General features: G+C 33.4%; 24 protein-coding genes and 2 tRNA genes. 15 read left to right on the top strand and 11 right to left on the bottom strand.

What is annotated here, in order from left to right; all coding sequences use genetic code 11:
* Positions 1-44: 44 nt before the first annotated feature.
* Positions 45-182, top strand: coding sequence for a hypothetical protein (locus K6119_RS15365; RefSeq protein WP_221833088.1), 138 nt, complete (start codon positions 45-47; stop codon positions 180-182).
* Here the strand turns inward: K6119_RS15365 and K6119_RS15360 are convergent.
* The 3 genes from K6119_RS15360 to K6119_RS15350 are packed head-to-tail and all read right to left on the bottom strand — an operon-like array spanning position 179 to position 2,544.
* On the bottom strand, positions 179-1,123 hold the full coding sequence (locus K6119_RS15360) for a succinylglutamate desuccinylase/aspartoacylase family protein (protein WP_221833087.1): 945 nt from the start codon (positions 1,121-1,123) through the stop codon (positions 179-181). The genes K6119_RS15365 and K6119_RS15360 overlap by 4 nt on opposite strands.
* Before the next feature lie 2 nt (positions 1,124-1,125).
* Positions 1,126-1,998, bottom strand: a complete 873-nt coding sequence (locus K6119_RS15355; protein WP_221833086.1) for an ATP-grasp domain-containing protein — start codon at positions 1,996-1,998, stop codon at positions 1,126-1,128.
* 30 nt (positions 1,999-2,028) lie between these two features.
* Entirely contained in the window at positions 2,029-2,544 is a 516-nt protein-coding gene (locus K6119_RS15350) for a hypothetical protein (protein WP_221833085.1), read from the bottom strand.
* A 29-nt stretch (positions 2,545-2,573) separates the two neighbouring features.
* Here K6119_RS15350 and K6119_RS15345 point away from each other — a divergent pair, with 29 nt between their 5' ends.
* The 7 genes from K6119_RS15345 (at position 2,574) to rsgA (ending at position 8,597) form a co-directional block, all read left to right on the top strand.
* Positions 2,574-3,572 (top strand): long-chain-fatty-acid--protein ligase, encoded by a 999-nt coding sequence (locus K6119_RS15345; protein ID WP_221833084.1) that lies wholly within the window; start codon positions 2,574-2,576, stop codon positions 3,570-3,572.
* 158 nt (positions 3,573-3,730) lie between these two features.
* Positions 3,731-5,782: a polyphosphate kinase 1 gene (ppk1, locus tag K6119_RS15340; protein ID WP_221833083.1), complete on the top strand. Its 2,052-nt coding sequence runs from the start codon at positions 3,731-3,733 to the stop codon at positions 5,780-5,782.
* On the top strand, positions 5,779-6,669 hold the full coding sequence (locus tag K6119_RS15335) for a Ppx/GppA phosphatase family protein (RefSeq protein WP_221833082.1): 891 nt from the start codon (positions 5,779-5,781) through the stop codon (positions 6,667-6,669). Before ppk1 ends, K6119_RS15335 begins: the two co-directional genes overlap by 4 nt.
* Before the next feature lie 125 nt (positions 6,670-6,794).
* Positions 6,795-6,867 (top strand) — tRNA-Gly (locus tag K6119_RS15330).
* 55 nt (positions 6,868-6,922) lie between these two features.
* Positions 6,923-7,006 (top strand) — tRNA-Leu (locus K6119_RS15325).
* A gap of 98 nt (positions 7,007-7,104) precedes the next feature.
* Positions 7,105-7,452 carry a four helix bundle protein gene (locus tag K6119_RS15320; protein ID WP_221833081.1) on the top strand — a complete coding sequence of 116 codons (348 nt, stop codon included), beginning with the start codon at positions 7,105-7,107 and terminating at the stop codon, positions 7,450-7,452.
* An 86-nt stretch (positions 7,453-7,538) separates the two neighbouring features.
* Positions 7,539-8,597 (top strand): ribosome small subunit-dependent GTPase A, encoded by a 1,059-nt coding sequence (gene rsgA / locus K6119_RS15315; protein ID WP_221833079.1) that lies wholly within the window; start codon positions 7,539-7,541, stop codon positions 8,595-8,597.
* A gap of 27 nt (positions 8,598-8,624) precedes the next feature.
* Here rsgA and K6119_RS15310 read toward each other — a convergent pair whose 3' ends face one another.
* A complete protein-coding gene (locus tag K6119_RS15310; protein WP_221833076.1) occupies positions 8,625-9,026 on the bottom strand; it encodes a DUF7793 family protein in 402 nt (133 codons plus the stop codon).
* A gap of 161 nt (positions 9,027-9,187) precedes the next feature.
* Between K6119_RS15310 and K6119_RS15305 the strand changes: the two genes are divergently transcribed.
* Complete coding sequence (locus K6119_RS15305; protein WP_221833075.1) at positions 9,188-10,588, top strand: GAF domain-containing SpoIIE family protein phosphatase; 1,401 nt, start codon at positions 9,188-9,190, stop codon at positions 10,586-10,588.
* 69 nt (positions 10,589-10,657) lie between these two features.
* Here K6119_RS15305 and K6119_RS15300 read toward each other — a convergent pair whose 3' ends face one another.
* Together K6119_RS15300 and K6119_RS15295 are read right to left on the bottom strand one after the other, a co-directional pair.
* Positions 10,658-11,317: a DUF2490 domain-containing protein gene (locus tag K6119_RS15300; protein ID WP_221833074.1), complete on the bottom strand. Its 660-nt coding sequence runs from the start codon at positions 11,315-11,317 to the stop codon at positions 10,658-10,660.
* A 135-nt stretch (positions 11,318-11,452) separates the two neighbouring features.
* Entirely contained in the window at positions 11,453-12,202 is a 750-nt protein-coding gene (locus tag K6119_RS15295) for an acetolactate decarboxylase (protein ID WP_221833073.1), read from the bottom strand.
* Positions 12,203-12,244: 42 nt separating this feature from the next.
* Between K6119_RS15295 and K6119_RS15290 the strand changes: the two genes are divergently transcribed.
* Positions 12,245-13,036, top strand: coding sequence for a cation efflux transmembrane domain-containing protein (locus K6119_RS15290; protein WP_221833072.1), 792 nt, complete (start codon positions 12,245-12,247; stop codon positions 13,034-13,036).
* A 4-nt stretch (positions 13,037-13,040) separates the two neighbouring features.
* Here K6119_RS15290 and K6119_RS15285 read toward each other — a convergent pair whose 3' ends face one another.
* A complete protein-coding gene (locus K6119_RS15285) occupies positions 13,041-13,436 on the bottom strand; it encodes an OsmC family protein (RefSeq protein ID WP_221833071.1) in 396 nt (131 codons plus the stop codon).
* A gap of 196 nt (positions 13,437-13,632) precedes the next feature.
* On the opposite strand from K6119_RS15285, the gene ygiD reads away from it, so the two are divergent.
* Complete coding sequence (gene ygiD / locus K6119_RS15280; RefSeq protein WP_237828036.1) at positions 13,633-14,508, top strand: 4,5-DOPA-extradiol-dioxygenase; 876 nt, start codon at positions 13,633-13,635, stop codon at positions 14,506-14,508.
* A gap of 134 nt (positions 14,509-14,642) precedes the next feature.
* Here the strand turns inward: ygiD and K6119_RS15275 are convergent, their stop codons facing one another.
* Genes K6119_RS15275 through K6119_RS15265 form a run of 3 tightly spaced genes read right to left on the bottom strand, consistent with a single transcriptional unit; the run spans position 14,643 to position 16,571 of the window.
* Complete coding sequence (locus K6119_RS15275; protein WP_221833070.1) at positions 14,643-15,281, bottom strand: voltage-gated chloride channel family protein; 639 nt, start codon at positions 15,279-15,281, stop codon at positions 14,643-14,645.
* On the bottom strand, positions 15,281-15,646 hold the full coding sequence (locus K6119_RS15270) for a hypothetical protein (RefSeq protein ID WP_221833068.1): 366 nt from the start codon (positions 15,644-15,646) through the stop codon (positions 15,281-15,283). Before K6119_RS15270 ends, K6119_RS15275 begins: the two co-directional genes overlap by 1 nt.
* A 10-nt stretch (positions 15,647-15,656) precedes the next feature.
* On the bottom strand, positions 15,657-16,571 hold the full coding sequence (locus tag K6119_RS15265; protein ID WP_221833066.1) for a hypothetical protein: 915 nt from the start codon (positions 16,569-16,571) through the stop codon (positions 15,657-15,659).
* Positions 16,572-16,750: 179 nt separating this feature from the next.
* On the opposite strand from K6119_RS15265, the gene K6119_RS15260 reads away from it, so the two are divergent.
* Genes K6119_RS15260 through K6119_RS15245 form a run of 4 tightly spaced genes read left to right on the top strand, consistent with a single transcriptional unit; the run spans position 16,751 to position 19,534 of the window.
* Entirely contained in the window at positions 16,751-17,425 is a 675-nt protein-coding gene (locus K6119_RS15260; RefSeq protein WP_221833064.1) for a hypothetical protein, read from the top strand.
* Between the two features lie 52 nt (positions 17,426-17,477).
* The gene (locus K6119_RS15255) at positions 17,478-18,122 is read left to right on the top strand and encodes a hypothetical protein (protein WP_221833062.1); all 645 of its coding nucleotides are present in this window, start codon (positions 17,478-17,480) and stop codon (positions 18,120-18,122) included.
* On the top strand, positions 18,115-18,888 hold the full coding sequence (locus tag K6119_RS15250; protein ID WP_221833059.1) for a sensor histidine kinase: 774 nt from the start codon (positions 18,115-18,117) through the stop codon (positions 18,886-18,888). The genes K6119_RS15255 and K6119_RS15250 overlap by 8 nt, the downstream gene beginning before the upstream one ends.
* On the top strand, positions 18,881-19,534 hold the full coding sequence (locus K6119_RS15245) for a response regulator transcription factor (RefSeq protein ID WP_221833058.1): 654 nt from the start codon (positions 18,881-18,883) through the stop codon (positions 19,532-19,534). Before K6119_RS15250 ends, K6119_RS15245 begins: the two co-directional genes overlap by 8 nt.
* A 3-nt stretch (positions 19,535-19,537) precedes the next feature.
* Here the strand turns inward: K6119_RS15245 and K6119_RS15240 are convergent, their stop codons facing one another.
* Positions 19,538-21,112 carry a T9SS type A sorting domain-containing protein gene (locus K6119_RS15240; protein WP_221833056.1) on the bottom strand — a complete coding sequence of 525 codons (1,575 nt, stop codon included), beginning with the start codon at positions 21,110-21,112 and terminating at the stop codon, positions 19,538-19,540.
* Between the last annotated feature and the right edge of the window lie 50 nt (positions 21,113-21,162).

The following is a 21,162-nucleotide window of genomic DNA, read 5'->3' as shown; positions in this document are numbered from 1 at the left end:
AAAAAGTCAGTTTACTTTTAAATGAACTACTAAAACTCTTACACATGACTAAAGTTGTTACCTACGTATTTGATCAAATGTTTCAAAGCAAATCAAAGTCTGACATCTCTTTAAAAGAGAAAATCTTAGTTGTGAGTATCACATTAGTAATTGTATCAACAGCAGTCTTACTGGTATTTTAAGTAACCGCTACAATTCCAATATGAAATAATGCATCTCCTTGAGAGATTACCGGTAAATTATTGTGTCCGTATATAAAGCCGTCATTTTTGGCTTTGACCTTTACTTCAAAATTTCCAAAAGGTCCTGAAATAGTACCTAAGATATCTCCTTTTTTCACGAAATCTCCTGATTGTTTAATGCATCTAAAAATTCCAGATCTATTTGCGCGCACCCAAATACTTCTTTCAATCACAATCGGTTTATTTGAGGCAACTTTTTTAGCCGGCACCATATTTCTTGCTACTAGCACTCTTTGAATCCCCTTTAATGCTTCATCTACTGAAAACTCATCCATTCTTGAAGATTCTCCACCCTCAAAAACAATCATAGGAATTCCCATTTTATGGGCTGTTTTACGCAATGATTTATTAAGCAATCCTCCTTTAATAAAACATGGCATTCCAAACTCTTCTGCTAGCTGAATGCTTGCCGGATCTGCAGAATATGCACGTGACTGTGGGAAATTGTAAATACTCTTTCCACCTGTATGAAAATCAATTCCGAAATCAACATGTGGTAAAATTTCCTTTGTTAATGCATAAGCAACTCTTGAAGCCAGTGAGCCAGATTTCGTTCCAGGAAAACTTCTGTTTACATCCTTACCATCAGGAAGCCCTCTGGAGAAATTGATGAATCCAAAAACATTTAAAAGCGGTACAGCTATTACTGTTCCTGCTTGCAGCTTGTGAAACATCTTGCTTTTTTCAGCACGTTTAACAATTTCAACTCCATTTAATTCATCTCCATGAATTCCACCAAGAACCAACATTGTTGGACCTTCATTCTTAGACCTGAAAACATGAGCAATTATATCAATAGGAGTATTGGTAGGCAATCTAAATATTGGAATATCTACCGTTATATTTTTACCGGGTGGAATATGAACTCCTGCTATTTCCATGATTAAAAGTTTTGTTCAATAGACTCCATCATCATTTCTGCAACAGGAATTTTAGTTACTCCCTCTATTCCTTCAAAACCTGGAGATGAATTCACCTCAATCACCATAGGTCCTTTGTCTGATCTTAAAATATCAACTCCACCCATATCAAGACCCAAAACACTGAGGGAATTTATTGCAATTTGCTCCTCTTCTGCTGTCAATTCAACAATTAACCCTCTACCTCCTGCATGAATATTAGATCTAAAATCTCCTTCTTTGGCCTGTCTCATCATGGTAGCTACCACTTTTCCATAAACCACAATAACCCTAATATCTTTCCCTGAAAATTCAGATATAAATTCCTGCAAAATCACACGTGTTTTTTTACTCACATGCTCATCAATAAGGGCTTCTGCTTCCTGTTCATTTTTCACTAAGAACACACCCTGACCCTGAGTTCCTTCTAGCACTTTCATTATAAATGGATATCCCAAATGATCTTTCACCATCTGCTCAGCATAATACAAGTCATTTGAAAAAAATGTTTTAGGAATTGGAATTCCACCTTGCACCATTAATTGAAGACTTCTGAACTTATCTCTAGAATTTAAAATCCCTTCAGGCTTATTCAACACTTTTGAACCCATCATCTGAAAATGTCTCACAACTGTACATCCATAAAAGGTAACTGAGCTACCTATTCTGGGAATAACAAAATCAGGTGTTATAAGTTCTTCATTTTCGTAAATCACTTTATATTCTCCGTGTTCTACCAACAAGTCACATTCCATGTAATTGATGACGCGAATATTGTGTTTACCATTAATTCCTGCCTGAAAAATACGTTTAGTAGTGTATAAACTTTCAGACCTTGAGAGTAAATAAATTAGCATACTATGCAAGTATCAGTAAATAATTTTGAATTATAATGCAATTAGTTCAGGAGTTTCAAATTTGTTGCTTTGATTAAGCGCCCTGTCAATTAAAGTGATGACAAACTTTACTGTGTCAGACTGAGAAGAAGTAATGTTTCTGTATTGTGGAGAAACCATCACATCAATTCTTCCTTTAATTCCTTTAGTGTTACTTGAAACTTCAAGGGGTTTTATTCTATATCCAAACACAATGGTATCCCCAGACAAATTGAGTCCCTTTACCCAACCCAAATTATCATCTTTTTCATAATACTCAAGGTAAATATTATTGTAGTAAAATGAATCAGGATGATGAATTCCAGTAGTATCTTCTACAGGTAATCCCAAATCTGCATCACCATCAGTGAAATCAAAAGACACCATGGCACTATCACCATAAACCACAGCCGAAGCATCTAAAATAATAGGTTCCAAAGGGTACTCCTCACTTTTAAAACAAGCAAGAAATAGCCAAACCATCATTAGAGTTGATACATTTACGACTATTTTTGTCTTTACCTTCATATAGTATAGGCGAATTTAGCTAATAATAGATGAACGAACAAGTGACGCATAAATTACCATTTGATTTGAAAAGTATATTTCAAATTCAGTCTGCTGATGCATTTGAAGATCTGGCACTGAAAATTTTTCAATTTCAATATGACAACAACACCGTTTATCGTCAATATGTAGACTTGCTGGGTAAAGATATTTCGGGGATTAAATCAATAAAAGAAATACCTTTTTTACCCATTTCATTTTTCAAGCATCACGAAATAAAATCATCAACAGCTCCTACCTCAATTATTTTCAAAAGTTCAGGCACTACCGGACAAACAAGAAGCACACATCATTTGGTAGATCCAACTATCTATCAGTTATCATTTATTAAAGGGTTTGAACAATTTTATGGTGCCATAGATGACTATTTGATTTTAGGATTATTACCCAATTATTTAGAAAATGAAAACTCTTCTTTAATCTACATGTTTGATCATTTAATGCAGTTGAGCAGAGATAAAGAAAGTGGTTTTTTTCTCAACGATATAGACAGATTGTTGGAAGTCATCAACAGAAGAAAAAACGACAAAAAAATTCTCTTAATTGGAGTTTCTTATGCGCTTCTTGACTTAGTTGAGAACTATCAAGCTGATTTAAGTGGATGTATTATCATGGAAACCGGAGGCATGAAAGGTCGCAGACAAGAAATGACAAAGGAAGAATTACATGCCACACTTTCTAAAGGACTAAAAGTAGAAAGCATTCATTCAGAATACGGCATGACTGAATTATTAAGTCAGGCATATTCTTCCGGAGATGGTATTTTTTATACTCCACCCTGGATGAAAATTTTATTGCGCAGATACAATGATCCATTTGAAATAATTGAAGAAGGTTCAGGAGGAATAAATGTAATTGACCTGGCAAATATCTGGAGTTGTTCATTCATTGAAACAGAAGATTTGGGCAAGTATAATGGAGATGGATTTAGTGTTTTAGGAAGACTTGATAATGCAGATTTGCGTGGTTGCAATTTGTTGATCCAATAAATTTTAAATTTTTTTCTCAATTATTTTGGTCATTAAAATATAAGACTTAACTTTGAACTGTTTTTTCATGGAAACATAGTTTTTTGAGGTGAAAATACCAGCTAGTAAACGATATTAGCTGGTATTTTTATTTTAAGGCAATCCTACTTCACAATCGAATGGAACTTTACAACCGAGAACTTAGCTGGTTATCATTCAACGAGCGCGTACTGCAAGAATCACTTGATGAAAACAATCCACTAATTGAGCGCATTCGTTTTTTAGGAATTTACTCTAATAATCTTGATGAATTTTTCAGGGTCCGTGTTGCAACATTAAGAAGAATGGATGCATTGGGCACTAAAAAAGTGGAAGGTTTTAAAGGAGGCCCAAGAAAACTATTAACAGAAATTAAAAATGAGGTAATTGAGCAGCAAAGACTTTTCATGTTGTCTTATGAAAAATTGCTGGGTTTACTTAAAGAAAAACACGTTTTACAGACGAACGAATCTCACTTAAAAGAGGAAGAAATTAAGCACATTTCTGAATACTACGAAAGTAGAGTAAGACCTCAGATTGTGCCTATTATGCTTTCTTCAAAGCGTCCATTTCCAAAGCTACAAGATAAAGGAATTTATCTGGCAATTAAGATGACCAGTTTTGAGAAAGCTAAAGTGAAATATGCTTTGATTCAAATTCCCAATACGGTATCAAGATTTTATATCATCCCAAGCGAAAATGAAAACGGGGTTAAAAAACTCATTTTGTTAGATGATATTATCAGATTTCATTTAGCTAACATCTTTACCATTTTTGAATTTGACAAAATAGAAGCTTATACATTTAAAATTACACGAGATGCCGAGTTAGATTTGGATGATGATATCTCTAAAAGTTTCCTTGAAAAAATGCAGGACAGTGTTGAAATGCGTAAAGAAGGAGACACGGTAAGATTTGTATATGATGCTTCAATGCCAGTAGATTTACTTACCTATTTAATGCAAGTTCAAAGGTTAGAAGCCGGTGAAAATATTATTCCAGGAGGTAGATATCATAACTTTAAAGACTTTATGGGATTTCCTGACTTTGGAATAAAAGAGTTTGTATTTCCTAAAGCAGAACCCTTATCACACCCTGCATTTGTAGAAAAAAACCAATCAATGCTGGATAAGATTGTTGAAAAAGACATCATGTTATCATATCCGTATCAAAGATTTCAGCATGTAATTGATATTTTGCGTGAAGCCGCAATTGACCCAAAAGTAACTTCAATAAAAATCAATTTATACAGGGTTGCTAAAGATTCGCAAATCATTAATGCACTTATTTCAGCTGCAAAAAATGGAAAAAGAGTTGCTGTGGTAATTGAATTACTGGCAAGATTTGATGAAAAAAATAACATTAAATGGTCAAACTATTTAGAGGATAATGGTGTGACTGTATTGTTTGGTGTTCAAAACTTGAAAGTACACTCTAAACTTTTCATTATCAAAAGAAGAGTGGGCGGAAAATCACAATCAATAGCACATATTGGAACCGGTAATTTCCATGAAAAGACTGCAAAAGTATATACGGATGTATCTTTGTTGACTGCCAATCCAAACATTACTAAAGAAGTTGATAAAGTATTTAAAATTTTCAAAAATAACTTTGACCGTTCTGTTTTCAGGGAGTTAATGGTTTCTCCATTTAACACCAGAAGAAAACTTAATAGTTTGATTGATCAGGAAATTACGCATGCTCAAAACGGCGAAGACGCTTACATCTATCTAAAAATCAACAATCTCATTGATGCTAAAATGATTAAGAAATTGTATGAAGCATCTAATGCCGGTGTGCAAATTCATGCCATAGTTAGAGGGATTTGTGGTTTGGTTCCGGGTGTAAAAGGCTTGTCAGAAAACATTGAAGTGAGAAGTGTTGTAGGTAGATATCTAGAGCATTCAAGAATTATTATTTTTGCAAATGGAGGTGATGAAAAATATTTTATCTCTTCAGCTGATTGGATGGGAAGAAATCTGGACAGAAGAATTGAAGTTACTACCCCAATTTATGACCAGGACATTCAAGAAGAATTGAAAGAAATAGTGCTTAGTGCTTTAAAAGACAATACAAAATCCCGAATTATAGATAAGGATCAAAAAAATGATCGATATAAGGGACAAAATGACATTCCTTTCAGTTCGCAAAAAGAACTTTACAAATACTATAAAGCCAAGATTACTGAATGAGTAGATTTGGAGCTATTGACATTGGAACAAATGCCGCGAGACTTTTGATAGGAGAAGTTGAAGAAGAAGGAGACCAACATTTCGTCAAAAAGATATCATATACCCGTATTCCTCTTAGGTTAGGTTTGGAAGTATTTGATAATGGTAAAATATCTGAAAGTAAAATCACCGAATTTGTAAAATCAATTCAGGCATTCAAACTAATTGCGGAAGTATTTAACGTTGACGAATTGAGAGCTTGTGCTACATCTGCAATGCGAGAAGCAGAAAACGGAAAGCAGATTAAGAAAAAAATTAAAAAGGAAACAGGTGTAGAGATTGAAATCATTGAAGGTGCTGAAGAAGCTAAATTGATTTTATCTACCTTTTTCTTATTAGAGTTTAACAGCAAATCTCCATTTATTGTAATTGATGTTGGAGGAGGAAGTACGGAGGTTTCCATCTTTAAAAAAGGGGAAAAAGTAGCTTCACAATCTTTTACAGTTGGTACAATTAGGCTTTTGAAAGAAAAAGTTAAATCCGACATCTGGGAAGAAGTTGACAAATGGATTGATCAATACATCAAAAAAGATGTTGATTACATCACATTTGCAACAGGGGGAAATATCAATAAAATTCATAAGCTCCTTGGAAAAAAATCAGCAGAACCAATTGGAATGAAAGAGTTCAATGATTTAGCTGACGAAATTTCAAAAATGAGTCTTGAAAAGCGTGTGTCAGAATTTAAATTAAAGCCAGACAGAGCTGATGTAATTGCTCCGGCATTTGAAATTTATAGAAAAATCTTTAAAAAACTGGGGTCTAAAGAGGTGTTTGTTCCTAAGATAGGACTCTCAGATGGAATGATTTACAACCTTCATAAGAAACATAAGAGAAAAAAGTCTTAAAGTTTCTTTTTCGAATTTATTTTTAAGTATTATATTTGCCCTCCCGAAAATGAAAACTGACGTGTTTTTTTAGGGAATATTGAAATGAAAGCCTTTACGCCGAATTTATTCGGTATACGATAAAAGCGAGAGTAGCTCAGCTGGTAGAGCGCGACCTTGCCAAGGTCGAGGTCGCGGGTTCGAACCCCGTCTCCCGCTCGCCAAACCACGGACTTCTGCCTGAAGTCCACAAATTTCTTCTTCGGAAGAGGTTGCTCGGGTGGTGGAATTGGTAGACACGCAAGACTTAAAATCTTGTGTCCATTAGGACGTGCGGGTTCAAGTCCCGCTCCGAGTACAAAACAGAAAGAGAAGCAGAATGAGAATGAGGCTTCTCTTCTGTTTTTCTTCTTTCTCATTCTCAAAATCATTTAACTCGCGCTAAAATTAATTGATATGAAATTTCATTTTCAACAGCTCGAGGTATACAAAAAAGCTAAACTTTTTCACCAAAGTGCAAAGGAAATTGCCGCTAGTAAAAGACTAGAATCGTATGAAAAAGATCAACTAAAAAGAGCATCATTCAGTATTGTTTTAAATCTTGCAGAAGGTTCAGGTAGATACACCAAAAGAGATCGAAGAAATTTTTTCGTGATAACAAGAAGTTCTGTCTTTGAATGCGTTGCTGCAATTGATGTTCTTAAAGATGACAATATTATTTCTCAAGATGATTATGCTAATTTGGAAAACCAAGCGGATGAACTTTCAAGAATGCTATATACTATGATTAAAAATTTAGATTAATCCATTCTCTGAGAACAGAAAGAGAAGAAGAATAGTCCCGATAGCTATCGGGAGAGGCTTTCTGTATGTTTACTAACTTTACGTAAATGAATACTTTCAATTTAGGCTATACTGAAGAAATGGAGAAATACCGCATTGAAAATGGGTATGAAGATTTTCGTGTTGGCAGAGTTATACTTGAGCATAAAGAACGTTACATTCTTAAAAATAAGGAGGGAGAATATGATGCTGAAATTCTTGGCCAGATGCGATATAAAGCTGAGAGCAGGAGTGATTTTCCGGCTGTGGGTGACTGGGTGGTTTTTCAAGAGTTCAACGAAGGGCAGGCTATAATCTACGATATTCTTCCTCGATTAAATACACTAGAAAGAAAAGCAGTCGGAAAAGAAGGTGACAGGCAATTGATTGCAGCAAATATAGACACAGCTTTTATAATAGTTGCTGTGGATAGAGATTTTAGCATTAATAGAATTCAAAGGTATCTTACAATTGTCCTTGAATCAAGGATAGAAGCGGTTATTGTATTAAATAAAATTGACTTAATTGAAAGTGAAAAACGAGATGAACTTAAGTCAATGATTAATAACAGAATTCCAAACATTCCAATTATTATAACTAGTTGTGAGAGTGATTTAGGATTGGCATCACTATTAGCATTCCTCAAACCCAATCAAACTTATTGTCTTTTGGGTTCTTCAGGAGTTGGGAAAAGTACTTTACTTAATAAACTGTCAGGAAAGAAATTGATGGAAACGGCTGCCATAAGTGAAACCATTGTAAGGGGAAAACACACCACAAGTCACCGAGAATTAGTTGTACTTGAGAATGGCTCAATGATTATTGATAACCCGGGTATGCGAGAAGTGGGTATGGTCTCGGTATCTTCCGGAATTGAAGAAACATTTGATAACATTGTTGAAATAGCATCTGCATGTAAATTCAGTGATTGTAAACATCTAAATGAATCTGGTTGCGCAGTTATAAAGGCTTTAGAAAATAGAGAAATCTCACAAGCTGATTACGATAACTATATGCAACTTCAAAAAGAACAAGAACATTTTGAATCTTCTGAGATTGAAAGAAAACAGAAAGGAAAAGCTTTAAGTAAACACATTAAGAATTATTACAAATCAAAGAAAAGATAATCCAGTTTGAAAATACAATCTCCTCTTTCACCCTTTCAACATACTTAGCCATTTCATCCCCTCCTCTTGACTTGAAAATATTTTCATAGGAAATTGAGGCTTGTAAAATTTTGAGAAGAATTGGGCGATTATCCTGTTTGGTAAATTATCAATGACTACCGCAGATCCTTTTAACTTATTCTCCCTCACAATTGATGCTTCATTTGAAAGAAATTTTTGAGCTTCTTTACTAAAGATGTTAAACCTCCCAGATGTGTCCATTAAGCAAAAAATTTCAGCACTCTCTGAAAAGTCAATAAAGACCTTTTCTACCTCCATTACATCTTTCAACTCTACTTCGTAATCAGCTTTATACCTAATTTGTATTATCCCTGAATCAAGCAAAGCAATTTCCGCACATTCAATATTTACCTCTTTCAAGTACGACATGACCCTAATATAACAATCCTATTTAATTGATCACAGCGAACAAACCCTTTCCAATAAAGCTTTTATCAAAAATTAATGACTGCTTTTTTCCCATTCATTTTTCAACCCAATACAATTTGTGCTATTTTTAACTCATGCCAGCTAAATCCAATAATCATGAAATGAGTGACTTATTAAAAAGGTCACATTATTTAGAGGTGATTAATTCATTTGCTGTACAACTATTAAAATTTTCTACTGTAGATGAAATTGTATGGGGAGTTGCGAAACACGCAATAGCAAAGCTTGGATTTATAGATTGCGTTGTTTACCTATTTGATGAAAACAATGAATTTTTAATTCAACGTGCTGCTCATGGGCCAAAGAATCCAATTGATTTTGACATTGACAATCCCATAAAACTAAAGGTGGGTCAGGGAATTTGTGGTCATGTTGCGGCAACAGGTAAACCTGAGCTAATTTCTGACACTTCAAGTGATGCCAGGTATCAAATTGATGACGCATCTCGTTTATCTGAAATTGCAGTACCTATATTATCAGAAGGCAAAGTAATTGGTGTCATAGATTCAGAACACCCTGAAAAAGATTTTTACTCTGAAGAAGATCTTCAAATGCTGACGACTATTGCAGCCATGGCATCTTCTAAAATTGTGGAAACACATATTCAAGAAAAATTGAGAAATCATCAAAAGGAGCTTGAAAAACAGGTTGAAGAAAGAACACAGGAATTAACGGCTACAATTGGCAAATTAGAGGAAAGCAATATTGAAAAAGAAAATCTTTTAAGAGAAATAACAGATAGTATTTCCTATGCAAAAAGTATTCAAAAAGCAATTTTACCATCTGATAAAAGAGTAAATGAATGCCTGCAAGAATGTTTTATCATCTATAAACCTAAAGATATTGTTGCAGGTGATTTTTATTGGCTAGAGCCATTCAAAGATTCATCAGGTACTGAAGGCATTTTATTGGCTGCAGCAGATTGTACAGGACATGGAGTTCCCGGAGCCATGGTAAGTGTGATTTGCAATAATGCTTTAAACAGAGCTGTACGAGAATACAAAATATTTGAGCCAGGCAAAATCTTAGATCAGTGCAGAGAGATAGTAATAAAGGAATTTGAAAAAAGTGAGGTAGAAGTAAAAGACGGAATGGACATTGCACTTGTTTCACTTGCGCTCAACACTCATTCTCATTCTGTTCTAAAGTATGCGGGTGCTCACAACCCTTTATGGATTGTTCGAAATGGTGGAACAACAGTAGAAGAAATAAAAGCGGACAAGCAGCCCATAGGGAAGTTTGATTCTCCTCAACCTTATCAAACACATAAAATTCAACTTAACAAAGGAGACGTTTTTTATATTTTTTCAGACGGATACACAGATCAGTTTGGTGGTCCAAAAGGCAAAAAATACAAAGCAAAAGCCTTTAAAGAATTATTACTTTCCATTCAAAATTTGTCAATGGTAGAGCAAAAATCAGCAATTGATAAAACCTTTGAAAATTGGAAAGATAAATTAGACCAAGTGGATGACGTTTGCGTAATAGGTGTGAGAATATAATTCGAACATCTATTTAAGCAGTTTATCCTGAGCCTGTCGAAGGGTAATTGGAGTAAGAGTTTAATCCAATCATTCAATACTGGACTGATTTGATTTTTTCTTAGGTCTGAATTTATAATCCAACATCAAACCAATGATGTGCTGCCTTTCGGGATTTTTTACAAAAATGTCGTCTTGAAGCCTGTAGTAGGTTGACACATAAAATCTCTTGGTGATTCTCCAATCTAATCCAACAGTAAACCTTGACACACGGAATTCATTTTTACCATTGAATCTAAAAAACAACTCATACGCCATAAAAGGATCCACTAACTTAGAAAGTTTCCAGCCTAACTTGACTTTATTCCGCCAATAAGTTTTGGTGTCGATAAACTTATGTTGAAATCTCATACGGTAACCTACGGTTAAAGGAAATCCCTTTTTATCCCACTTATAAGTCCCATCTAAACTTAATCTATGATCTAACACTCCTCCAGCTTCAACATTGAAACGGTAAGCCGGTACTATGCCAAATCCTTTGGGTAAATTAATTTTGAGCCCAACTTGTGTAAATGACTTTTTGTAGGAAGATATATTGTTATTAAATCTAACTTGCTCTGTTACATCAAGTGACAAAAGCTTGTTGAATTTAAAGTTGACTGTTCCTCCCGTCCACAATTCCAAATCAGAAGGTTTTTGACCAAATAAAACAGTTGGGAGAAAGAGTAAAATTATCAATGTATATTTCATGGAGCAGTAGCTGGTTCTACTATTGATAACGCGGGGATTTTAAAAAGGGTTAAAATTTAAAATGATTCTAATTTAGCGTTTGACAGCCATTAAGCAGATTAAACACTGAATACCAATTAATTGAAAATAGATATTTTATTTCCTCGTCACAGGTAAAAGCAATTTCACTTCACTACCCAGGTATAAATCATCCAGATGACCCGACCTTTTTTTGTCATCACTTAAAAAGTGTAGATGCATATTGGTTGAATGATGTGTGAAAATTCCATGGTGACTATCTGAATAAAAACCTAAGATTTCGGTATCAATAGAAGTAAATGTTCCATTAAGTCCTGAAGATACATGTTTCTCATGCGTATGAATTGTATCACCTTCGGGCCAGTTGATCACATGCCAATTCAAAGTATCCGCAACACCTTTTAACATAAAAGGAAAAGGTTTATTCATATTAATACCGGATAATTCAGCTTGAAAAGCAACAAATTCTTCTAAATCAGCATAAGTTTTTACATCATCTGGAATGTCTTTTTCATGCCATTCTTCAATTGAGGCGTAAACCAATAGAGATGCATTGTAATCAAATGAGTTGTCAATTTTTAGTGAATCTCCATTAACGGAAGAGATATATGGAACACCATCCAGAATTAATATCTCACCTTTTAATCCTTCTACTGCGCCTAAAGCGTAAAGGTGACTTTCTCCATTAAAATCTGAAAGTTTTGCATGAGCAGAAATATCATTTTTATGCATTATTTTTTTGAGTTCACCGGCGTGCTCTACATTGATGTCAATATAATTTGTTTCCTCAACATCAACATCCTTTTCATTGCTAGAATTACAAGAAATCATAAAAGAAGTGAGGAAAACCAAAACAACTACTCTCATTTAATTCAATTTTGAATAAAGTTATACTTTAACTTTGACAGTGTGAAAAAAAGTATGTTCCATATAAAGAAAATGGATTGTCCTTCAGAGGAAAATTTAATTCGTTTGAAGCTAGAAGAAGATGATTCGATTTCAAATCTGGTATTTAATATTGAAGCTCGGGAACTTTCAATTTACCATGAAGGGGATGAACAAGAAATATTAAAATCACTTGAAACACTTGCCTTAGATACTGAATTGGTTCATACCCAAGAAACAAATGAAGTTATTGTCAATGATGATAAATTGCAATCTAGATTACTTTGGCAGGTTCTCCTTATCAATTTTTTATTTTTTGTTGTCGAAATGACTTTTGGTCTAATTTCCAAATCAATGGGTTTGGTGGCTGATAGTTTAGACATGTTATCAGATTCATTTGTTTATGGTTTAAGTTTGTTTGCTGTTGGATCTGCAGTTTTTAAAAAGAAAAAAATTGCTCGATTAAGTGGATATATCCAAATTGGATTGGCTTTAATAGGAGTTTTAGAAGTTTTTAGAAGATATTTTTTGGAAGATCGAATACCTGAATACTCCACAATGATTATTGTTTCTGTTTTTGCACTTTTAGCCAACTGGCTCTGTCTTTATTTATTGCAAAAGTCCAAATCTGAAGAAGCTCATATGAAAGCAAGTATGATATTCACAAGCAATGACATTATTATAAATATCGGGGTTATAATTGCCGGTATCCTGGTAAGTATCTTATCTGACAAACTTCCTGATTTAATCATTGGAACGTTAGTTTTTCTAATAGTTCTAAGAGGTGCATTTAGAATTTTGAAGTTGGCAAAATAATGCACTACTCAATAATTTCTATGGAACCATTAATAGTGCATACCTTGTTCAGAGTGTTATAAATAGTGCCAAATTTTTCAAGATTTCTCAAAAGTAAGTCTCCATTTATTTTACCACCCAAAGATTTCACTTTTAAATCAAACGAAATACTTTCTATCATTGGTGGCTTCTCTGCTCTAATTGCGTTTACACTGATCTCTGCATACTCATATTGATAATGCAGGAATTCTGAAAATCTTTCCACATTTTTTAAGCAACAAGCAGCAAAAGCAGATACTAAAAGATCCGCAGGACTTGGTAATTCACTGTCAGAAGTAATTCCAAATTCTATTTGATTTTTACCAACTTGAACGGTTCCTTTTTCGGTGGCATTAGCAACTGCTTTTAAAGTAAATTCCATTGTTATACTTTGTATTGAGAATACTAAATTAACAAACCTTACAATTAGAATTATGCTCAATCATCTATTTTACTTGATAGTAATTTCATACAGAGCTTTTGGAAATGATTTAAAAGTAGAAAAGTTAGTTTTATGTTAATTTACATGTTTAAACATGTATTTTTATTTAACTTTGTATCAACCAATTATTTTTAAATTGAAAAGATCAGAATTTATACAATCATTAGGCTTACTTGCCGTAACACCTGTAGCTATGAAATTATCAGGATTAAAGAAGTTAACTGATGACCTGCCAACTACCAAAAAAATGCCGGTCATGTTTGTTGGTCATGGAAATCCAATGAATGCTGTTGAAGATAACAGTTTTACACAAGGTTGGGCTGCTTCAGTAAAAGACATGCCTACTCCAAAGGCTATCCTTTGTATTTCGGCTCATTGGTTAACAAAAGGAACCAAGGTTACTGCCATGGAAATGCCTAAGACGATTCACGATTTTTATGGATTTCCTCAAAAGCTATTTGATGTTGAATACAACGCTCCTGGAGCACCTAAATATGCAACAGAAACGAAGAAAATCATTACTTCAACAACAGTAGATTTAGATCATGAATGGGGGTTGGACCACGGCACATGGAGTGTTTTGGTAAAAATGTATCCCAAAGCTGATATTCCGGTTTTTCAATTGAGTTTGGATTATTCAAAAGGTGAGCAATTTCATTATGATCTTGCTAAAGAATTATCAGCCCTAAGAAAAAAAGGAGTACTGATAATTGGTAGCGGAAACATAGTGCACAACTTAAGAATGGCCTCTTTTGCAGAGAATCCAACTCCTTATGATTGGGCATTAGAATTTGACCAAAAGTCTAAAGAATTGATTGAGAAAAAGGATCACGCATCATTGATCAAGTACAAAGATTTAGGTAAATCTGCTCTTTTATCAATTCCTACACCTGACCATTATTGGCCATTATTGTACACACTTGCATTACAAGACAAGGAAGACAAATTGAGCTTTTTTAATGAAGAGATGGCATTTGCTTCAGGATCAATGAGATCTGTTATTATTCAATAAAATAAATCCCCACTTAAATTAAGTGGGGATTTTTGTACCATCCTGTTACAAATTGCAGGCTGTCTGCTACACCTTCCTTAACCGATTACTATGCATAATCTAATGAGACAAGCCAATTGTAAAAGATGATTAAATTATTCGTTTTGGGTTATTTCTTGAGCTAATCCTTCTTGCATGTCGTCCTGTGCAGGTAAATCTTCATTTAAATCCTCTTGGGCTACATCATTTTCAGGTTCTAAAACTTGATCTGGAAGATTACCGGGTAATTTTTGTTCAATCAAGGTAAATACTTCTTTTGCATATAGCCCCAGCATTAAAGACATAGCAAAAAAGAACTTGTCATTTCCTGATTTAAGCTCAAAATCTGGCAATATTTCAGATAAAACAATTGCCAATAATCCGGTTAGCACACCTAAAAGTGGTAATGTAAAAATGTATGATGAAGTCTTGAAATCAATTTGTTTTCTGATATGCATAAGTACAATCCGCAACAATGCACCCAACAACCCAAAAGACATTAATAAAATGATTTGAAAAATGGTAGATCCTGACTTATCATATAATGGATAGAAGTTTTTGATTTTCTCTAATTCAAAAGCAATATCTTCAGTAAGAATTTGAATTTTAATAGGCAATTCTGAACCATTTACAATGTCAGTTTTTGTCATTTCATCAAGTAACTCAATTCGTTCTTGAATCATTAAAACTGCAATTCCGCCAATCACAAAATATATTGCAATTAAAAATATCGCGGTGAAATATAACTTTCTCATTACTGTGTTATAAAAATGTAATTGTAAACTTCATCTACACCGTGATCTTTCTCCAATTTTGTTTTGTCCTTACCTTTACAATGAGGATCATGCGAAGTACACACGTAATACAAATTTGGTAACGTCAACTGTGTTTTATCGTCAGTTTTAAATTCAATTGATTTTACCTTATTGTCTTTAATTTGAATTGAAAATTCACCATTGACATCAGTTTTAATCGGAATTTGAATCTTCTGATCTTTGAGGTTTAATTTTTTAATCTCTTCAGTACCTTCAATTTTCCCTTGAAGTGTCATAGTTTCCTGAGCGGTCACTTTCTTCAAACTGATTAAAGAAAGTGACCCTATAAGTATTAGCCTCATCATAATTAATGATTTAAGCACTCATTTTTAGATTCATAAAAGCCTCAGTCTCTTGTTTTGCAAGTTCTTCCAGATTTGAATCAATTTCTTTGAGTGATTTGTCAAAATCAGCAATTATTCCTGCCAATTTTTGCTCTAATTCTTTAACCCTTTCAACAGCATTTGCTTCCTTTAATCTTTTAATAGATGTCTTGGTTTGAGAAATGGCATTTTCGTAATTACTACAAACTAATTTTCTTGAATCGACCAAATCTTTTCTCATTCCTTCAAACAATGATTTCACTTCTTCTTTAAGCTCTGCATCCATTTCGGTTTTAAATTTTGAAGTCAACTCATTTACGTCTGCACTTAGTTCATTACTTATCTGCTGGGCTTTTTCAGAATATTCATTTATTTCAACATCAACAGACTTTACAAAAAACTGTGGTAAATGAAGTTTGATTTCAATAGTTTCCATCCTCACGACAGGTTTGTCAAACTTAATTTCAACACGTTTTGAAGTGAATTTTGGAATATCAGTTTTGAATTCTATTCTTTTAGAATATGTTTCCGGAACATCCATATAAACACATTTCGAATAGATTTTTAAACCATGGAATTCAGGAATTTTAAATGCACATTTAGTTACCATTTTAACAGCAGGTACATCAAAGCTGATTTTTTCTAATTCCATCTTCACTTGGGGGACATCAAACTTAATTGTCTCTCTTTCCATTGAAAATTTTGGTATATCAAACTTGATGGAAGTCATTCTCCATTTCACATCAATACTCACATTTGTCACTGCACCAAAAGTCCCACCAGTGTCCGGTTCTTCTAAATCGTCAATTTCTTGTTCTGCTTTACTTTTTAAAGCTTCAATTTTAGTTTTTAATTCTTCTTGTTTCTGTTCGATTTTTGTTTTAATCGCATCATTTTCAGTAGCCATAATTCTAATTTTTTGTTTTGACAAATCTCTATAGAACAAACAATTACATCAAGAGGACATCCCCCCAAATCCAATTAGGAAAAATCCCCTTACTAAAAAGAAAAACCCCGAATCTGTTGATTAAAAGCAGCTTCTTTTAAAATGAGTACTTAGATTTGAGTGAACTAAAAATTAAAGCTATGACTCCATTAACTAAAGCGCAGGCTAAACCGCTTTTAAAAGACCACGTGAATAACGGAAGTGCAAATCACACAAGAATTTCAGGCAATAGAATCACCGGTTATGTTTATACTAGAGAAACATTAAATTCCTCAATAGGATCTAATGGCATTTATTTACTATGGTGCCTTGAAGGCGAAGGCGAAGATGCTAAACTTTGCACATTGGTTACAGATCTAACTGAAAATGAAATTGCCAATAGTGACGTGCTGCACTTACCTCAATTAATCACAACAAAAACAATAACTTTTTGCGAAAATATTCTGGGTGAACCTATCCCTCCTACCGTATTAATAAACAGACATGGAGATTATTTTCAAAATATTTCAAATACCGAATTTTTTAATTCTAAAAATGAAAAGATAAAAGGATATCATTTAGATAATAACGACATCATTGACCTTGGTTTGAATGCAACGGTAACAGATGAAAATAAAAATGATCAATTTATATTAATTCCTATGATCAGGGAGAAAGATTTACAAATCACCACTTTCAACAACCCATTTATTAGCCTGGCAGTTGCAAAAATTGAAGAAATATTAGATGAGCAAATTCAGGTTTGTGGTCCGGCAAGAGAGTATTGTGATCCTTGCCCTTCTGCTTGTTACAATCACAGTGATTTGATTAAATAAATTTTAATGCAAGGGTGTATTGAACCACACCCTTGCATTCATTAAATCCCATATGTTTAGTACCCGTTTTATCATTTACCTCATTGTACTTTTTGTCACCCTTGTTTGGGGATTGGTACATTTTAAAAAGCTTAGTAACTCTTACAAGCTTTTGGTATTATTGGTGGGATACACATTCATTAGCGAAACCTTAAGCCGGTTTTATTATTTGTTTGCTGCAACTACTTTTCCTTTATATCACATAATCGCTGTTGTTAGTATCATTCTAAATGCAATGATTTACACAAAGCTGAGCTACAATAACAAAAAAAGTAATTCAATAATCATTGGTATTTCAGCTGTATTTTTAACGCTTTGTATACTCAACAGTGTTCTTGTACAACCAATAAATACTTTTCCTTCTCACAGCTTAATGCTACATGGACTTCAATCAATTTCTTTGGCTTTGTTTTCGTATTTACAAATGCTAAAACACCCTTCAGAAGTGTCATTGACAAAACAACCAATGTTTTGGTTAAATACAGGAAACTTTGTCTTTTATGGATTGACATTTACCATATTTTCTGTTTTCAATGTCTTTTATCCTACCGCAACAATGGCAAGTTGGGTATATTGGTTAATTTGGATGGGAAATATATTCCTCTATTCTTGTTATTTTTTAGCCATCCATTTAAACCTCAGCACAAAAAATGAATGATATAAATAATCAAGACATTATTATCCCAATTGTTGCAGGGACCTTAGTAATGGGATTGTTGATCGCATTCATTCTGATATTTATATTCAGGTATCAACAAAAGCAAAAAGCATTTCAAAAAGAAAGAGAAGAATTTGCAAGAGAACTTTTGCAAACTAAAATTGAAATTCAGGAGCAAACCTTAAGCAACATCTCCAGAGAACTACATGATAATCTGGGTCAACTGGCCTCATTAATAAAAATTCAACTGAATTTATTAGTACAAGACAATCCCAGCAATCAGCAAAAAATAACAGATTTAAAGGAGCTTTTGAATGACTTAATCACAGAAATTAAATCACTTTCTACCAGCTTAAAATCTGAAAACCTCAATCGCTTTGGTTTACTAGAAATGATTAAAAAGGATGTCAACAGATATCAAACCATAGGAGGAATGGAAATTGAAACCAATATCAGTTCAAAACCAATTTTAATAAATCAAGAACAAAGCATTTTTATCTACAGAATGTTCCAGGAAATATTCAACAATATTGTTAAACATGCCGACTGTTCAAATGCCTATTTAGAGATTGCAAGTGAAAATAATTCCTTTAAAATGGAGATAAAAGACAATGGAAAAGGCTTTGATATTTCTTCTCCGAAAAAAGGAGCCGGCCTGGTAAACTTGAAAGAGAGATGTGAAATGATTGGTGCCAAATTGAATATCAACAGTAAAGTGGGAGAAGGAACCAAAACAACAATAACTTTAGCCATAAAAGATGAGTAATAAAATTAATATCGCCGTAGTAGATGATCACCAACTTTTTAGAGGTGGATTAATTGAGTTGATACATTCCACCTCAAGTGATTTTGAAGTAATGCTGGAAGCAAAAAATGGTAAAAATCTATTTGAATTACTTGACTCCAACAACTTACCGGATATTGTTTTACTTGATATTAATATGCCTGTCATGGATGGCTATAAAACAGCTGAAAAGTTAATTGCTGAGCATCCCGAAATCAAGATTTTAATTATCACCATGAATGATGATGATGAATCATTAATAAAAATGTTACGCATAGGAATCAATGGCTATATAAGCAAAGATGTTGAACAAAGTGAACTTAAAGAGGCAATAGAAAACATGGTTCACAAAGGTTTCCATTACAATGAGAAAATTACTGCTCAATTGGTTAGATCAATTAGATTTCCAAATGAAACCGATCAAGCTTTTAAACTAACTGAAAGGGAATTGGATTTTTTGAATTTAGCTTGTTCAGAAGACACTTATGAGCAGATAGCAGACAAGATGTGCCTAAGTGTAAAAACCATTGATGGTTATCGCGCATCCATATTTGAAAAACTTGATGTAAAATCAAGGGTTGGGATGGTTATTTATGCCATTAAAAATGGATTGGTTGATTTGAACTAGGAATCAATTCTGAATCACAATTTTTCTTCTGACTAATTCATTATTTTTTAGCGTAATTTCTAAAACATATAATCCATTAGATAAGTGAGATAAATCTGAAACAATTACCCCCTCTGTTAACTGATATGAAAGCTGAATTTTTTTGCCTTGTGAATCATACACTACAAAATCATTTATATCAGTAATGTCAGATAATTCAATATATATATTTCTTTTTACAGGATTAGGATAAACTTTTATATCATCTAGTTCAAGGTCAAAAGTATTGGAATTTAGACTTGTCAAATCACATCCATCACTAACCAATGGTGAAAAAGCACTTGATACCAAATCAACATCTAACACATTAAACATGGATGATGGTGTTAACTCAAGAGAATCTAATGACAACAGCGAATCTGAACTTTCCACTGTAAAGTATGACATCTCTATATCACATGGGAATACATCTTCAATCCTTCTTTTTTCAAAAATTATATCCCCTGTATTCACAGATGCAAAACTCTCCAATCCAGACTTTATCAAAAATTTATCATCTAAAATTTCAAATACTTCTTTATAAGAAGTTGATTTGGAAACCTTTAAAACATTTCCGTTTTGATCTATTTCAACTTTTAAAGATCCATTTAACCCACCCTCGCTATTGGCACTCGCTACGATATTACCAAATTCGTTTTCCTGGATATAGTTTATACCTACAATATCAAAAATTGAGGTTTGAATTTGAATTTGACCTTCCCACGCTTCAATATATTTAGCCCAAATTAAATTTCCTGAATCATCTGTTCTAAATACATTCATATATCCCGGAAATGCAGTTTTTGTTGTAAAAAAAATATAATCTCCGTTTTGGGTACGACTGAAATTAATCCCAATTTCTGAATGGTATTTTTTTTGCCAGTTTATTTGAGAAAAATCATTCTCAATATTAGCAAATGTTCCTTCATGGAAAAGGATATCAAAACTGCTTGAATTTGGCAAAATTTTAATTGGATTTAACCAGTGTAAATTCAAAAAATAAAAATCACTAAAGCTTCCATTTTGGTCTATTTTACAAAAATATTTGTGCTGAGAACCATCATTATATTTAAAAGTAAACAATGTTGTTCCGTCTCCCAATTTCGCTAATTTCGGTTGAAATATTCCTGCCAAATCAATCACTTTCGCCCACAGAACTGAACCGTTTTCGCTTAACTTAAATACTACAGGTTTATAAGGAGTACTGTTATTCGGATTATACTCTCCTACTACCAGTACCGAACCATCATTCTCAGCCATCATTGTAATCAAACTAATTGAGTAATTAGGGTCTAAAGCTGAAGATTCAAAAGCCTGCGTTAAAACTCCGGTTGTATCAAATTGAAAAATTTGAACCATTTTTCGGTGATTATTGCTGGGATTCACAATAGTATAGCCGGCATAATATAAACTATCGGCATCATCTATTCCTGCATAAGTTGTGTTAATTGTATCATTGTTTTGAATGGAAATACTCAACTGTTGTGCTGAAATATCCAGCTTAAAAAATAGCATAAAGAAAATGAGTCCGAAAAATCGGAATTGGATTGTAGTAGTCATGTAAAATAAATTAATGGGTCACTTAAAGTGACCCATTGCATATGACGTAA

The sequence above is a fragment of the Paracrocinitomix mangrovi genome (assembly GCF_019740355.2).
In the GTDB taxonomy this organism is placed as follows: domain Bacteria; phylum Bacteroidota; class Bacteroidia; order Flavobacteriales_D; family Crocinitomicaceae; genus Paracrocinitomix; species Paracrocinitomix mangrovi.
Note: the sequence above shows the minus strand (reverse complement) of the source record. Positions and strands in the feature narration are given on the sequence as shown.

Coding starts and splice junctions, on each gene's coding strand:
- K6119_RS15305 (WP_221833075.1), top strand. CDS start 9,188: ATGAGTGACTTATTAAAAAGGTCACATTATTTAGAGGTGATTAATTCA.
- K6119_RS15310 (WP_221833076.1), bottom strand. CDS start 9,026: ATGTCGTACTTGAAAGAGGTAAATATTGAATGTGCGGAAATTGCTTTG.
- K6119_RS15345 (WP_221833084.1), top strand. CDS start 2,574: ATGAACGAACAAGTGACGCATAAATTACCATTTGATTTGAAAAGTATA.
- rsgA (WP_221833079.1), top strand. CDS start 7,539: ATGAATACTTTCAATTTAGGCTATACTGAAGAAATGGAGAAATACCGC.
- K6119_RS15265 (WP_221833066.1), bottom strand. CDS start 16,571: ATGGCTACTGAAAATGATGCGATTAAAACAAAAATCGAACAGAAACAA.
- K6119_RS15240 (WP_221833056.1), bottom strand. CDS start 21,112: ATGACTACTACAATCCAATTCCGATTTTTCGGACTCATTTTCTTTATG.
- K6119_RS15250 (WP_221833059.1), top strand. CDS start 18,115: ATGAATGATATAAATAATCAAGACATTATTATCCCAATTGTTGCAGGG.
- K6119_RS15260 (WP_221833064.1), top strand. CDS start 16,751: ATGACTCCATTAACTAAAGCGCAGGCTAAACCGCTTTTAAAAGACCAC.
- K6119_RS15245 (WP_221833058.1), top strand. CDS start 18,881: ATGAGTAATAAAATTAATATCGCCGTAGTAGATGATCACCAACTTTTT.
- K6119_RS15255 (WP_221833062.1), top strand. CDS start 17,478: ATGTTTAGTACCCGTTTTATCATTTACCTCATTGTACTTTTTGTCACC.
- K6119_RS15350 (WP_221833085.1), bottom strand. CDS start 2,544: ATGAAGGTAAAGACAAAAATAGTCGTAAATGTATCAACTCTAATGATG.
- K6119_RS15365 (WP_221833088.1), top strand. CDS start 45: ATGACTAAAGTTGTTACCTACGTATTTGATCAAATGTTTCAAAGCAAA.
- K6119_RS15300 (WP_221833074.1), bottom strand. CDS start 11,317: ATGAAATATACATTGATAATTTTACTCTTTCTCCCAACTGTTTTATTT.
- K6119_RS15320 (WP_221833081.1), top strand. CDS start 7,105: ATGAAATTTCATTTTCAACAGCTCGAGGTATACAAAAAAGCTAAACTT.
- K6119_RS15355 (WP_221833086.1), bottom strand. CDS start 1,998: ATGCTAATTTATTTACTCTCAAGGTCTGAAAGTTTATACACTACTAAA.
- K6119_RS15295 (WP_221833073.1), bottom strand. CDS start 12,202: ATGAGAGTAGTTGTTTTGGTTTTCCTCACTTCTTTTATGATTTCTTGT.
- ppk1 (WP_221833083.1), top strand. CDS start 3,731: ATGGAACTTTACAACCGAGAACTTAGCTGGTTATCATTCAACGAGCGC.
- K6119_RS15285 (WP_221833071.1), bottom strand. CDS start 13,436: ATGGAATTTACTTTAAAAGCAGTTGCTAATGCCACCGAAAAAGGAACC.
- K6119_RS15275 (WP_221833070.1), bottom strand. CDS start 15,281: ATGAGAAAGTTATATTTCACCGCGATATTTTTAATTGCAATATATTTT.
- K6119_RS15335 (WP_221833082.1), top strand. CDS start 5,779: ATGAGTAGATTTGGAGCTATTGACATTGGAACAAATGCCGCGAGACTT.
- K6119_RS15360 (WP_221833087.1), bottom strand. CDS start 1,123: ATGGAAATAGCAGGAGTTCATATTCCACCCGGTAAAAATATAACGGTA.
- K6119_RS15270 (WP_221833068.1), bottom strand. CDS start 15,646: ATGATGAGGCTAATACTTATAGGGTCACTTTCTTTAATCAGTTTGAAG.